Source organism: Streptomyces sp. NBC_01546, assembly GCF_045208355.1.
Lineage (GTDB): Bacteria > Actinomycetota > Actinomycetes > Streptomycetales > Streptomycetaceae > Streptomyces.
In genome coordinates this window covers 1,334,225-1,348,676 of the sequence record NZ_CP109379.1, presented here as the reverse complement: position 1 = coordinate 1,348,676, position 14,452 = coordinate 1,334,225, and the positions used below count along the sequence as shown (strand labels likewise).

The window sequence follows — 14,452 nt, the reverse complement described above, 5'->3', positions numbered from 1 at the left end:
GGCAGTGATCCCCGCCCACCTGCTCAAGGGCCAGAAAGCACTGGTCACCGGCGCCAACAGCGGAATCGGCAAGGCAACGGCCATCGGCCTGGGCCGGGCCGGCGCCGACGTGGTCGTGAACTACGTGGCCGGCAAGGAAGAGGCCGAGAAGGTGGTCGCGGAGATCGCCTCGTTCGGCGTGCGCGCTGCCGCGTACGAGGCGGACGTGTCCCAGGAGGACCAGGTCGTGGCCATGATGGACCGGATGGTCCAGGAGTTCGGCACGATCGACATCCTGGTCGCCAACGCCGGACTGCAGCGCGACGCCCCCTTCGAGGAGATGACGCTCGCCCAGTGGCAGAAGGTGCTCGACGTCAACCTCACGGGCCAGTTCCTGTGCGCGCGGGAGGCGACCAAGGAGTTCCTGCGCCGCGGCGTCGTCCCGGAGGTGTCCCGTGCCGCCGGAAAGATCATCTGCATGAGCTCCGTCCACCAGATCATCCCCTGGGCGGGGCACGTGAACTACGCCTCCTCCAAGGGGGGCGTGCAGATGATGATGGCGACCCTGGCCCAGGAACTCGCGCCCAAGAAGATCCGCGTGAACGCCATCGCTCCCGGAGCCATCAAGACACCGATCAACCGGGGCGCGTGGGAGACGGAACAGGCGCGGACGGATCTGCTCCGGCTGATCCCGTACGAGCGCATCGGCGAGCCCGAGGACATCGCCTACGCCGCGGTGGCCCTCGCCTCCGACCTCATGGACTACGTGGTGGGCACCACGCTCTACGTGGACGGCGGGATGACCCTCTTCCCCGGCTTCGCCACCGGCGGCTGACCCCCGTCCGGCCAGTCATCCCGAGCGGCAAAGGAACGCATGCACACCACGGTCCAACTGCTGGCGGCAGACGCCCCCGCCCAGCTGCTCCCGGCCAGGGAGCTCATGGCGTTCACCCTCGCCTCCCACATCATCCTGGTGCCGATGGGAGTGGCACTGCCGTTCATCACCCTCGTCATGCACTACCGCGGCCTGCGCCGGAACGACGCCACGGCCCTGCTGCTGGCCCGGCGCTGGTCGGCCGTGATGGCCGTGCAGTTCGCGATCGGAGTCGTCACCGGCACCGTGCTGTCGTTCGAGTTCGGCCTGCTCTGGCCGGGACTGATGGGCAAGTGGGGCGATGTCTTCGGCATCGGGTTCGGCGTCGAGGCCTGGGCGTTCTTCCTCGAAGCGGTGCTCATCGCCATCTACCTGTACGGCTGGCGCAGGCTGAAGCCACGCACCCACTTCCTGCTCGGGCTGCCGCTGCCGGCCACCGCGCTGCTCGGGGCCTTCGGCATCCTGGCCGCCAACTCGTGGATGAACACCCCACAGGGGTTCACACTCGACTCCGAGGGCAACCCGGTGGACGTGGACGTCTGGAAGGCCATCTTCACCCCGATGTTCGGGCCCGAGTACTGGCACTTCGTGGTGGCGATGCTGGTGACGGCGGGCTACGTCGTGGCGGGCGTCTACGCCGTCGGATGGCTGCGCGGCCGCCGGGACCGCTACCACCGGCTCGGCTTCGCGGTCCCCTTCACCATCGCCGCGGTGGCCACTCCGGTGCAGTTCATGCTGGGGGACTCGATCGCCCGGCAGGTGTTCCAGAAGCAGCCCGTGAAATTCGCGGCTATGGAGATCGTCTGGGAGACCGACACCCACGTTCCGGAGTACCTCTACGGCCGGCTCCATCCGGACGGCACCGTCTCCGGCGGCATCAAGATCCCCCAGCTCGACTCCATCCTGGCCGGGTTCAGCCCAGACACCACGGTGACCGGGCTGGCCTCCGTACCGGCGAACGACCGGCCGAACGCCACTCAGGCCACGATCGCCCACTGGGCCTTCGACACCATGGTCGGAATCGGCTCCCTGCTCCTGCTCCTCGCCCTCGTGTACGGCCTGGTCTGGCTGCGCCGTCGCCGGCTGCCCGACTCCAAGTGGTTCTACCGCGGCGCCGCCTGCGCCGGCGTCGGCTCCGTCGTCGCGGTCGAATGCGGCTGGATCACGACCGAGGTGGGGCGCCAGCCCTGGATCGTCTACCAGAACATGCGCGTCGCCGAGGCCGTGACATCCACCCGCTCCACCACCCTCTGGATCATGTTCGGCCTGGTGATCGTGGTGTACCTGTTTATCTTCGGGGCATTCCTGACCGTCCTGCTGAAGATGCGCGACCGCTGGCGCCTGGCGGACGAGGCGGACGGGCGGATGGCGGAGGCACCGGAGGCGGTCACCCCCTACGGTCCGCGCCCTCCCGTCCCGGCCGGCGACGCCTCCTCGGGCGACAGCGGCTCGACTCCTTCCGGGGGCGGTGGAATGTGATGGCCGACCTCGTCGCTTTCGTGATGCTGCTCGCAGTGGCCGCGTACGCCTGCGCCGGCGGGACCGACTACGGGGCGGGCTTCTGGGACCTGACGGCCGGCGGGGCCGAGCGCGGCAAGCGCCCGCGATGGCTGATCGACCACGCCATGGCGCCGGTGTGGGAGGTCAACAACGTCTGGCTGATCTTCGTCCTCGTCCTCATGTGGACTGGGTTCCCCGTGCTGTTCCAGACGGTGTTCACCGCGCTGTGGCTCCCCCTGGCACTGGCCGTCCTCGGCACGGTCCTGCGCGGCGCCGGGTTCGCCCTGCGCAAGCCCAGCAGTCGGCTGGCCCGGCGGCGCCTCTACGGCGCCTTGTTCGCCATCGCCTCCCTGCTCACCCCGTTCTTCCTCGGGGCGGCCGTCGGCGCCGTCGCCACCGGCCGGATCGCGCCGGGTACCGAGGCCTCGGCGGACGCGTGGGCCAACCCCGCGTCCCTCCTGTTCGGGCTGCTCACGGTCGCCGGGACCGCACTCCTCGGCGCCGTGTTCCTGACCGCCGACGCCGCGCGCTTCGACGCACCCGACCTCGTCGGCTACTTCCGGCTGCGCGCCCTCGTCAGTCTCGTCGCGGTCGCCCTGCTCGCTGTGGGCGTGCTCCTCGTCACCCGCGGCGATGCACCCCATGTCTGGCACGGACTGACCCACGGTGCGGGGCTCGCCCTCGCGATCGTGTCCGTGGTGTGCTTCGCCGGCACGGGACTGCTCGTGCTGCGGGGGCAGAGGCACTGGGCCCGCTTCAGCGCCGTCGGTGTCGTCGGCGCGGCCGTCTTCGCCTGGGGGATCGCACAACATCCCTACCTCATCCCCACGTCCCTGACGGTGGCGGATGCCGCAGGCGACTCCCAGACGCTGGTCTGGCTGTCGGTGGTCAGCCTCGTTGCCCTGCTGCTCGTCGCCCCGGCCGTCTTTTTCCTCTACTGGCTGGACACCCACGGCGAGCTGGAACCCCTCACCGAATCCGACCTGCGGCGCACCGGCCCCACCCGGGGTGACGTGATCGACGGCGACTGAGCGCGCGGGCGGGGCCGCGCACCGCCCCGTCGAGTCCCCCATCGCGCCCGTGCGGCGAGGAAGGAAACCGCTGTGAGCGAGGACGACATCCTCCTCGGCATCGCCCTGGTCGTGGCCCTGGCCACCGCCTGCCAGATCCTCGCGAGCAAACTGCGCGTCCCCGCGCTGATCCTGCTGCTGCCGGCGGGCTTCGCCGCGGGCGCCATGACCGACGTCGTCCATCCGGACCAGCTGATCGGGGAGGACTTCTCCGCCCTGGTGTCCCTGTCCGTGGCAGTGATCCTCTACGACGCCGGGCTCGGCCTGGACCTGCGCAACCTCACCGGCCACACCCGCGCGGTCGTGGGCAGGCTGCTGCTCTTCGGAGTGGCCTTCACCTTCCTGGCCGTCTGCGCCGTCGCCCCGGCCCTGTTCAGCATGTCGCTCAGGGTGTCGGCGATGGTGGGCATGATCCTCGTCGTGTCGGGGCCCACGGTCGTGGGGCCCCTGCTCCAGTACGTGCGGCCGACGGACAAGGTCCGGCGCCTGCTGATCTGGGAAGGGACGCTGACCGACCCGATCGGCGCCATCCTCGGCGCACTGGTCTTCCACGCCATCGCCACGACGCACCAGATCGACATCGGCCGGGGGTACCAGATCGGCCAGTTCCTCATCAGCATGGCCGTCGGCCTCGTCGGCGGGGCCGTGGGGGTGGCGCTGCTGTGGCTGACCCTGCGCGTGCTCCGGCTCGGCGAGGCCCTCGGTACGCTGGCGCAACTGGCCACGGTGATCGCCGTGTCGGCAGGGTGCGACATCGTGCGCGACGACACGGGGCTCATCGCCGCGATCGTCATCGGCATGGCCGCGGCCAACATCCGGGGCTTCGATATGCCCGCCCGCCGGCCCTTCTTCGAGACACTGGTCCAGCTGATCATCGGGCTGCTGTTCATCTCCATCTCGGCGAGCGTCACCCCGGCCTCCCTGACGCCCGTGCTCCTTCCCACGCTCGTCCTCGTCGCGTTCCTCGTCCTCATCGTGCGGCCGCTCGTGGCCTTCACCGCCACCATGGGCAAGGACATGACCTTGGGGGAACGGGCGTTCGCGGGATGGATGGCCCCGCGCGGCATCGTCGCGGCCTCGACCGCGGCGGCCTTCGCCGCGAGCCTCGTCGAACTGGGGCTGCGCGGGGCTTCCAAAATCCTGCCCATCACCTTCCTGGTGATCGTCTCGACGGTCGTGCTGTACGCCCTGACCGCCGGACCCGTGGCCCGGCGGCTCGGCGTCGCCCGGCCGAACCGCACGCGGCCCCTCCTGGTGGGCGGCGCACCGTGGGTGATCGCACTCGGAAGAGCCCTGCGGTCGGCGGGGCTCGACGTACAGATGTGGGCGGGACTGGAGGAGGAGCGCGCCCGGATCAAGGACGCCGGGATCAAACTCGCCAGAGGGGACCTGCTGGCGACGGCCACCAACCCGAGGGCGCGGCTGGAGGGAGTCAACGCCGTCCTCCTGCTCACCGATGACGACGACTTCAACGCGCTCGCCTCGGTGCTGGTCGAGGACAACGTCGAGGGCCCCGTCTACCGGGTGGGACCGCCCCACGAGAGCCACGGTGTCGTCGCGCCCTATACGGGCGGCGCCGTCCTCTTCGGCGGTTCACTCGTCAGGCACGTCCTGGCGGCACGGTACGAGCAGGGCGCCCGGTTCCTGGTGCAGCCCGCCTCCGATCCGCCCCCGCCGGGGCACGAAATGCTGTTCGTCGTCCGTGCCGACGGCCGGCTGGAGCCGGTCGACGAGACGCAGGCCGTCACCCCGGAAGAAGGCGACGTTGTCGTTCTGCTCGGCCCCGTACCGCCTCCCATGGCCTAACGCCCGCCCTGCCCCACCCGGTTCAGGGTCTCGTCCAGGGTGATGGCCGCATCGATGAGCGCCAGATGGGTGAACGCCTGCGGGAAGTTGCCGAGCTGCCGGCCCGTCAGGGCGATCTCCTCGGAGTACAGGCCCAGGTGGTTGGCGTACGTCATCATCTTCTCGAGCACGAGCCTGGCCTGATCGGTCCGCCCGGCCCGCGCCAGGGCGTCGACGTACATGAACGTGCACAGGGAGAAGGTTCCCTCGGAGCCGCGCAGACCGTCCGGCGAGGCCTCGGGGTTGTAGCGGTAGACCAGGCTGTCGGTCACCAGCTCCCGGTCCATCGCGTCCAGGGTGGACGTCCACATCGGGTCGTCCGGCGTGATGAAACCCACCGTCGGCATCCGCAGCAGCGACGAGTCGAGCACATCGCTGCCGTAGTGCTGGACGAACGCCCTGCGCTCCGGGTCCCAGCCCTTCGCCAGGATCTGCTCGTAGATGTTGTCGCGCTCGGCGGCCCAGCGGCCGCTCTCGGCCGGTCGGCCGTGGGCGACCGCCAGCCGCAGCGCGCGGTCGAACGCGACCCAGGACATGACCCGGCCGTAGGTGAAGTGCTTGCGCCCGCCGCGGGTTTCCCACAGCCCCTCACCGGCCTGGTCCCAGTGGTCCACGAGCCAGTCCAGCAGGGTGCGCAGCGAAGTCCAGCCCCGGATGTCCAGGTGGATGCCGTGCTGGTGGGCGAAAGAGATGCTGTCGAGTGCCTCGCCGTAGATGTCCAGCTGCAACTGGGTCGCCGCGCCGTTGCCTATGCGCACCGGGGAGGATCCCTGGTATCCCTCCCAGTGGTCCAGGGTCTCTTCGTAGAGATCGGAGGAACCGTCCACCCGGTACATGATGTTCAGCGGTCCCGTGCCGGTGTCGCTGCCGGCCTTCTCCTTCACCCGGTCGCTCAGCCAGCCGATGAATGCCCTCGCCTCCTCCGTGAACCCCAGTCCCAGCAGGGCGTACACGGAGAAGGACGCGTCACGGATCCAGGTGAACCGGTAGTCCCAGTTGCGTTCGCCGCCCAATTGCTCCGGCAGACCTGCCGTGGGGGCCGCAACCAGGGCCCCGCTGGGTGCGTACGTCATCAGCTTCAGCGTCACGGCGGAGCGCTCCACCATCTCGCGCCAGCGGCCCGAGTAGCGGGACTGATGGAGCCACGACCGCCAGTACTGCCTGGTGTCGTCGAAGAGCTCCTGGAACTCGGCGACGCGGATCTCGCGGGGCGGCCCCTGCGCGGCCGACTCCATGACCAGACCCCGCTGTTGTCCGGCCTCGAGCGGAAGCGTGACGCGCAGGTCGTGTTCGCCGGTGAGGGTGTGCACCACCCGTTCGTCCTCCGGCTCCCGCACCACGCTGAGGGTGAGTTCCAGGTCCTCCGAGGCGAACACCGCCCCGTTCTCGGTGAGGTGCAGGGTGTGGGACCCCCGGCCGTAGTCGAACCGTGGGGCGATGTCGACTTGGAACGTCATGCTGCCGCGTACGCACCGGAGCATCCGGACCAGGCAGTGGCGGTCCGTGGCCGTCGTTCCGGTCACGGGCATGAAGTCGACCACCTCGCCCGCACCGGCCTCGGTCATGAACCGCGTCACGAGAATCGCGGTGTCCGGCAGGTACAACTGCTTCGTGGTGTACGTCTCGTCCGTCGGTTTGACCGTGAAATGCCCGCCCTTCTCCCAGTCGAGAAGCGCGCCGAACACGCTGGGCGAATCGAAACGCGGGCAGCAGAACCAGTCGATTGTTCCTTCAGTGGTCACCAATGCCGCGGTCTGCAGATCACCGATCAGGCCATGGTTTTCGATCAGCGGGTAGTCAGCCATGGGAGGACCCCTTCCGACGCCACCCAGTCAGCTTAGGCGCGGAATTCGCGGCCAGCCTGCCGAGCGGGCTGCCTCTGCGTCTGCCGGGAATCGCCTTTAGCATGAGAACGCACGAAGTGGATGTTCAGGCCGCATCGCACCGCCGAATCCGGAGGCTGCCCGTGCTGTCGAACCTTGCGCCGGCTCCCGAAACCCACGGCGGTCCGCGGTGCGGACCGCGCGGGAGCGGACGATGATGTCCTGGGCGGCGCGCTTCCGGTTGCGGCAGTACGCCAAGGCGAGTCTGTGGATCATCCCCCTGATCGGACTCCTGCTGGGCGCGGTGTTCGCCGAGTGGGTTGCCGGTGTGCATAAAGCGGGCTGGCTGCCGGACAACTGGCAGTACTCCGCGACGACCGCGAGCACCGTGCTCAGCTCGGTCGTCGGATCCATGGTCGCGCTGCTGGGGTTCGTGGTGACCATCGGTGTACTCGTCGTCCAGCAGGCCACGGGAACGCTGTCCCCGCGCTACATGCGCCTGTGGTACCGCGACCGGCTGCAGAAGGCCGTGCTCGCCACGTTCACCGGAACGTTCGCGTACGCCTTTTCCCTGTTGCGCAAAATCGAGTCGGACACCGTCCCCGACCTGGGGGTGACCCTCTCCGGCGTGGCCGTCTCCGTCAGCCTCATGCTCCTGCTGATCTACCTCAACCGGTTCACCCACAACCTCCGGCCCGTGGCCATCGCCGACCTGGTGGGGCGCTTGGGCGAGAAGGTGCTCTTGCGCGCGACGGAACGGGTCCACCACTCCTCGGCACGCGACGATTCCCTGCCGCCTGCCGGTCCGGTGACCCACATCCGGTCCGAACGGGGCGGAGTCATCCAGGCGTTCGACGCGAAGGGGCTGATCGCCGCCGCCGTCCGCCACGACTGCGTCCTCGTACTGGCCCACCAGGTGGGCGACTTCGTACCGCCCGGCACCACTCTCGTCGAGGCCCACGGGGCCGCGCGGACGCCCGACCCGCGGCGGGTGACCGGGCTCGTCGCCCTCGGAACCGAGCGCACCATCGAGCAGGACCCCGCCTTCTCCCTGCGCATCCTCGTCGACATCGCCATCCGTGCCCTCTCGCCCGCCGTGAACGACCCCACGACCGCCGTGCAGGTGCTCAACCACATCAACACGTTCCTGCACGTGGTCGGCCGGGCCCGGCTCCGCGGCCGGTACGTGCTCGCCGACGATCAGGGCCGGCCCCGGCTGGTGGTGTCGGGCCGGGGCTGGGATGACTACCTGCAGCTCGGCGTCACCGAAATCCGTGAGTACGGGTCCACGTCCCTCCAGGTGTGCAGGCGGCTCCGCGCGCTGCTGGAGGACCTGCTCGAAACCCAGCCGGCCGAGCGTCTGCCGGCGGTGCGCGCGGAGCTCGCCCTCCTCGAGGAAGCCGTCCGGCGGGCGTTCACCGACCCCGCCCGGCGCGCCAGCGCGCAGACGGCCGACCGGCAGGGCATCGGCGGTGAGCGGCGTCCCCGGAGCGAGCCCTCCCGATGAGTTGCCGGGCTTGCCGGGCCTGCCGGGCTTGCGGAGCACGTTCGCAGGGAGCAGCCCCGGTCCTCAGCCCGAGACGGCCTCGGCCCAGCCGCGGTTGACGGTCTCTCTCGCCTTCTCCGTCTGTGCCTCCGTCGGAAACGTCGGCGTGCCCTCGACGGTCGGAAGTTTCGCTGCGGCGGCCTTGTCGAGGGTGCCGTCCTTCTCCATGGCGTCCATGAGGACGGGGCGTGCGTAGGCACCGAGCCGGATGTTCTGGCCCTCCGGGCTGAAGGAGTACTCCTGCCACAGACGTGCCGCCGCGGGATGCGGGGCGTCCTTGTTCACCGCGTTCGCGTAGTACTCGGCGAAGCTGCCGTCGAAGGGGATGGCGGTCCGCCAGTCGACGTTCCCGCCCTTTTTGCGGAAATCGTCGGCGTATCCGAGGTTGAGGAAGTCCCAGTCGATGCTGATCGGGGTCTGGCCCTTCGCGATCGTGGCCGGGGTGGATTCGACGGGGATGAAGTTTCCGTTCTTGCGGAGCTCGGCGAAGAAGTCGATGCCGGGCTGGATGTTGTCGAAGGAACCGCCGTTCGCCAGGGCCGCCGCATACACGCCGGCGAAGGCGGAGCCGGACTTGGTGGGGTCGCCGTTGAGCGAGACCTGGCCCTTGTACTCGGGCTTGCGCAGATCGGCGAAGGTCGAGGGGCAGGTCTTGACCCGCTTGGCGTCACAGCCGATCGAGATGTAACCGCCGTAGTCGTTGTACCAGCGGGCGTGGGGGTCCTTCTGTTCCTTGGGGATCTGGTCGAACGGGGCGACCTCGTACGGAGCGAGCAGGCCCTGCCGGGCCGCGGACTGAGCGAACGAGCCCCCCACGTCGACCACGTCGGGGGCGCGGCCTGCGCCCCGGTGCTCCTTCAGGGCGTTGATCTCGTCCTGGCTGGTGCCTTCCGGGTCCTCCACCATGACCTTGATCCCGTACTTCTTCTCGAAGCCGTCGATCAGTGCGCCGTAGTTGGCCCAGTCGCGCGGGAGCGCGATCGCGTTGAGCGAGCCCTCCTTCTTCGCCGCCGCGGTCAGTGCCGCCATGCCACCGGCGTCCGCGGCGGAGGTGGCCACCGCGGGTGCTACGGGGGCGGCGGCGGGCTCTTCCCCGCAGGCGCCGAGGGCCGCCGCCGCGAGGGCCAGGCAGGCGGCGACGGAGGCTGTCCGGAGGCGGGGTGCGGGCACAAAGGCTCCATATCGGGAGGTCGCGTACCGATCGAGGCCAGCGTACGGTCGGTGGCCTCGGCGGCGCAGTCCCAGACGGTGGTGTCCGCCGTCTTCCGCGCGACTGCCGCACCGGCGCGCGTTCAGAGCCCTTCGTCGTCCCACCCGGCCAGGAGGGCCTCCCCGAGATCCGTCGCGGGCGGTGCGCCCCCGTCGTGGAGGGCCTGCTCGCTCCAGATGATCTTGCCGCGGGCGGTGTAGCGGGTGCCCCAGCGCTCGGCGAACTGCGCGACGAGGAACAGGCCGCGGCCGCCCTCGTCGGTGGCCTCGGCCCGGCGCACGTGCGGGGAGGTGCTGGATCCGTCGGAGACCTCGCAGACCAGGCTGCGGTCGTACAGCAGCCTCACCCGGATGGGCTCGGTGCCGTAGCGGATGGCGTTGGTGATCAGCTCGCTGAGGATGAGTTCCGTGGTGAAGACGATGTCCTCCAGGCCCCAGTCCGCCAGTCGGCGGGCGCAGGCGGCCCGCAGCGGGGAAACCGCCGCGGGGTCGGGGGGCACGTCCCACTCGGCGATCCGCTCGGGGTCCAGCCGGCGGGTGCGGGCCACCAGCAGCGCGACGTCGTCGCTGGGCCTGGCGGGCAGCATCGCCTCGATCACCGCGGTGCAGGTTTCCTCCGGGGTGCGGGCGGGCCCGGCCAGGGCGGCGCGCAGCGCTGCCAGGCCGGCGTCCGGATCGCGGTCGCGGTTCTCGATCAGCCCGTCGGTGAAGAGTGCCAGCCGGGAGCCTTCGGGCAGGGTGAGCGTCATGGTCTCCATGGGCAGACCCTCGCCCAGGCCCAGCGGCGGGGAGACCGGCACCTCGGGGAAGGACACGGTTCCGTCGGGGCGGACCAGAGCGGGCCCCGGATGCCCGGCGGTGGCGGCGGTCACCTGCCCCGAGACGGGATCGTAGATGGCGCACAGACAGGTGGCTCCGGTGATCCCCTGCCACTCCTGATCGTCGGTGTCGATGTGGGTGACCAGCTCGTCCAGGTGGCTCAGGAGTTCGTCCGGGGGCAGGTCGAGGGTGGAGAAGTTGTACACGGCGGTGCGCAGGCGGCCCATGGTGGCGGCGGCGTGGAGACCGTGGCCGACGACGTCGCCGACCACCAGGGCCACCCGGGCGCCGGGCAGCGGGATGACATCGAACCAGTCACCGCCCACCCCGGCCTGGGCGGCCAGATAGCGGTGCGCGACCTCGACGGCGGACTGCTCCGGTACGCCCCGGGGCAGCAGGCTGCGCTGCAGGGTGACGGCCATGTTGTGCTCGCGCGTGTAGCGGCGGGCATTGTCGACGGACAGTGCCGCCCGGGCGGTCAGCTCCTCGGCGAAGGACACGTCCTCCTCGTCGAACGGCGGGGAGTCCTGCCCCCGCCAGTAGCCGGCCATCCCCAGCACCACGCCCCGGGCCCGCAGGGGCACGACGATCAGGGAGTGGATCCCGCGGTCCAGGATCTGCAGGGAGTTGGCCTGGTCCTGGGCCCGCCAGCGGTGCGTGGCGTGCAGGTCCGCCTCCAGTACCGCATGGCCGCCGGCCAGCCCGGCGGCCATGGGACCGGTGGGAGCGAACCGGATCAGCTGGCCGACGGGGGAGAGCGGGTGGTCGCCCTGAAGGCCGGCGACGGCGGTACGGCGCATCTCGGTGATCGCTTCGGGCGGCTCCTCGCCGCTCAGCACCGGATCCAGCAGGTCCACCGTGACCACGTCGGCGAACCGCGGGACCGCCACCTCCGCCAGTTCCTCGGCGGTGCGCTCCACGTTCAGCGTCGTTCCGACCTGCACACCCGCGTCGTAGAGCAGCTTCAGCCGCTCGCGGGCCACCTCGGCCCTGCCGGACAGTGCCCGCAGCTCGGTGGTGTCCCGCAGCGTGACGACGGTCCCGGCCTGCCCGTAGGGGGCGGTGGGCCGGATGTTCACCGCCAGCAGCCGATCGGCCGCCATGTGCAGCTCGTCGGTCGCGGAACGGCCCGATGCGATCGGACGGGCGATCCCCTCCTCCAGACCCAGGTCGGTGACGGGGAGCCCTTCCGCGTCCGCCGGCAGATCCAGCAGCCGCCGCGCCTCGTCATTGGCCAGCAGCAGCCGTCCGCCGCCGCCGATGATCAGTACGCCCTCGCGCACCGCGTGCAGCACCGCGTCGTGGTGCTCGTACATCCTCGTCATCTCGGCTGGCCCCAGGCCGTGGGTCCGGCGCAGCAGCCGACGGCTCACCAGAGCCGTCCCGCCCGCGGACAGGGCGAGCACCGCGGCCGCGCTGCCGAGGACGACCGGCAGCTGCCGGTTCACCATGCTCTGGACGTTCTCGACCGTGACCGGCGAGGAGACGACGGCGATGACGGAACCCTCGGGGTCTTTGACGGGAACCACCGAGACCACGGACCGCCCCAGGGACCCGTCGAAGGTCTCGGTGAACGATTTGCCGGCCGCGGCCTTGGAGAAGGGGCCGACGACGTGCTTCCCGATCTGCTCCGGGTCGCTGTGGGTGAGGGTGACCCCGTCGAGCGTGTACACGTTGATGCCGTCGACCCCGGCGATCTTCCGGGCCGCCTCCGCGCTCGGCTGCAGCACCGCGCTCGGATGGGGGCTGCGCAGGGCCGCGACGATTCCCGGAGATTCCGCGAACGTTCCGGCGGCGGCGAGCGTACGGTGCCGGGCGTCCAGCATGGCGGCGCTCTTGGCCTGCACCACGAGTGCCACCACCGCGGCGGCGACGAGAAGCACCACGACGACCAGCTGCACGAGGAACACCTCGCCGGCCACGCTGCGCACGCTCAGAAGCGAGGACAGGCGCTGCGGCCGCCGCGCCCTACCCCCGGGGGGCTGGGCGTGCTCCGAATGCTCCTGGCCGTGTCCTGAGAGCCGGGGAGAGGAAGAGGAAGAGGTCATGGTTGAGCCGAGCAGCCGACGCCGGAGAGGTTCCAGGAAGTCGCTCATATTCCATCTTCCAACCTCTGTGGGCCGTCGGCAGCGGGGAGCGAAACGCTGATCCGGAGTGGCAGCCATGCGCCCGGGCGAGGCAGGCTGTATTCATGAGAGCGCCTTTGCGCTCGCCCCCGGGACCGGGAGCCGGCCGGCACCACCAATTCCTTTTCGCCTTTGCGGAGTGCGTGCCCTTCGCGATCGCCCTGCTGGTGCTCCTCATCGAGCTGACGCCCGCGCACGTGGTGTACACCGGCCCCATGCTGGTCGCGACACCCGCTCTGGCGGCGGTGACGATGGGTCCCAAGGGCGTGCTCGCGGCGGCGGGGGTGGCCGTCGGCGTCAGCGTGACCACCGCCACCCACAACCAGGCCTGGGGCGGCCAGCAGGTCTACACGAACTTCCTCGCCCTGCTGCTGGTCTCGGTGGCGAGCTTCATGACGAGCCGCGCCGCGCGCACGCGCCGGGAGAACGAGCTCAACCAGGTCCGCCGGATCGCCACGGCCGCCCAGGAGGTCCTGCTGCGGCCGGTGCCGGACCGGCTGGGCCCCGTACGGGCGGCCAGCATGTACCTGGCGGCCGAGACGGGCGCGCAGATCGGCGGCGATCTGTACGACGTGGTCCAGACCCGGTACGGGGTCCGCATGATCGTCGGGGATGTCCGGGGCAAGGGACTGCCCGCCGTACGGGCCGCCGCGGTCGTGCTGGGCGCATTTCGCGAGTCCGTCCACTACGAGGGCGACCTGGTGGAGGTCATCAACCACTGCGGAGCGGCCCTGCGGCGGGACGCCGTCGTCGCGGGCGTGGGCGCGGCCGACGGTGACGACACCCTCCTGGAGGGATTCGTCACCGCGCTCGTGGCCCAGATCCCGGACAGCCATCACGTGGAGGTGGTCAACCGGGGCCATCCGCCGCCGCTGCTGCTGCGCGACGGCGCGGTCCGGTCCCTGATGCCCACCGCCCCCCTGCCGCCGCTCGGGCTCGAGGAATTCATGAGCGGTCCTCGCGGGCGGACGGACAGCCATCCGTTCGCACCGGGGGACCGGCTGCTGTTGTACACCGACGGCGTCATCGAGGCCCGCGACCGGGACAACACCTTCTTCGACCTGCCCGAGGCCATGGTGACCATGCGCGACCACACCCGGCAGGCGTTCTTGGAGGGGCTGCGCCAGGCACTGCTCCGCCACACCAAGAGCCGCCTGGCGGACGATGTGGCGATCATCGTCGTCGACCGGCAGGAAGTCGGCGAGAGTCCTGAAAACCCGGGGACAGCTGACCGGACAGGCGAATCGTTGTAGCCTGCGGAGACCGCCCTTGACCTGCGGCAAGTGGGCAGGGAGCAGACATTCCGGGAGTTAGTCCATGCTTCGCACCATGTTCAAGTCCGACATCTAGCATCTCGATATTTCCGCAGGTCAGCGCCGTGCTTTCAGGGTTCAGGTCAGCGTGTGATCAGCATCAGCCCCGATAATGGTCCGGGCCTTGGGTGCTTCGTACCTGCCCGGTGCCTTGGCGGTCCGTGGCCGAGAGGTACGGGGCCGATTTTCGTCAGGTCCGATGGCAAGGCTGCGCGGCTGCTTCTCAAGGCGCTGGTGACCGAAGCCGGCAGCCAGACCAGCACCGGTACCACTTCTGGTGCGTGGGCGTGGACTACGCGGCGGCACCCGGCTTCAGCCCGTTCTGCACCGTGTTCGCCGACGTCATGC

General features: G+C 70.2%; 9 protein-coding genes. 6 read left to right on the top strand and 3 right to left on the bottom strand.

The annotated features are described in order from the left end of the window. Positions 1 to 19: 19 nt before the first annotated feature. The 4 genes from OHA89_RS06595 (at position 20) to OHA89_RS06580 (ending at position 5,229) form a co-directional block, all read left to right on the top strand. Positions 20 to 814, top strand: coding sequence for an SDR family oxidoreductase (locus OHA89_RS06595; protein WP_406368416.1), 795 nt, complete (start codon positions 20 to 22; stop codon positions 812 to 814). A 39-nt stretch (positions 815 to 853) separates the two neighbouring features. Beyond that, entirely contained in the window at positions 854 to 2,332 is a 1,479-nt protein-coding gene (locus tag OHA89_RS06590; protein WP_266613485.1) for a cytochrome ubiquinol oxidase subunit I, read from the top strand. Continuing rightward, the gene (locus OHA89_RS06585; RefSeq protein ID WP_406365643.1) at positions 2,332 to 3,384 is read left to right on the top strand and encodes a cytochrome d ubiquinol oxidase subunit II; all 1,053 of its coding nucleotides are present in this window, start codon (positions 2,332 to 2,334) and stop codon (positions 3,382 to 3,384) included. Before OHA89_RS06590 ends, OHA89_RS06585 begins: the two co-directional genes overlap by 1 nt. Before the next feature lie 72 nt (positions 3,385 to 3,456). Further along, entirely contained in the window at positions 3,457 to 5,229 is a 1,773-nt protein-coding gene (locus tag OHA89_RS06580) for a sodium:proton antiporter (protein ID WP_266613481.1), read from the top strand. Here the strand turns inward: OHA89_RS06580 and OHA89_RS06575 are convergent. Then, a complete protein-coding gene (locus OHA89_RS06575; RefSeq protein ID WP_266613480.1) occupies positions 5,226 to 7,073 on the bottom strand; it encodes a glycoside hydrolase family 15 protein in 1,848 nt (615 codons plus the stop codon). The genes OHA89_RS06580 and OHA89_RS06575 overlap by 4 nt on opposite strands. Before the next feature lie 232 nt (positions 7,074 to 7,305). On the opposite strand from OHA89_RS06575, the gene OHA89_RS06570 reads away from it, so the two are divergent. Beyond that, complete coding sequence (locus tag OHA89_RS06570) at positions 7,306 to 8,598, top strand: DUF2254 domain-containing protein (protein ID WP_266613478.1); 1,293 nt, start codon at positions 7,306 to 7,308, stop codon at positions 8,596 to 8,598. A gap of 63 nt (positions 8,599 to 8,661) precedes the next feature. Here OHA89_RS06570 and OHA89_RS06565 read toward each other — a convergent pair whose 3' ends face one another. Further along, positions 8,662 to 9,696 carry an ABC transporter substrate-binding protein gene (locus OHA89_RS06565; RefSeq protein WP_406368414.1) on the bottom strand — a complete coding sequence of 345 codons (1,035 nt, stop codon included), beginning with the start codon at positions 9,694 to 9,696 and terminating at the stop codon, positions 8,662 to 8,664. 233 nt (positions 9,697 to 9,929) lie between these two features. Beyond that, entirely contained in the window at positions 9,930 to 12,596 is a 2,667-nt protein-coding gene (locus OHA89_RS06560) for a SpoIIE family protein phosphatase/ATP-binding protein (protein ID WP_266613476.1), read from the bottom strand. A 338-nt stretch (positions 12,597 to 12,934) separates the two neighbouring features. On the opposite strand from OHA89_RS06560, the gene OHA89_RS06555 reads away from it, so the two are divergent. Beyond that, positions 12,935 to 14,044, top strand: a complete 1,110-nt coding sequence (locus OHA89_RS06555; RefSeq protein ID WP_406365642.1) for a PP2C family protein-serine/threonine phosphatase — start codon at positions 12,935 to 12,937, stop codon at positions 14,042 to 14,044. Positions 14,045 to 14,452: the final 408 nt, after the last annotated feature.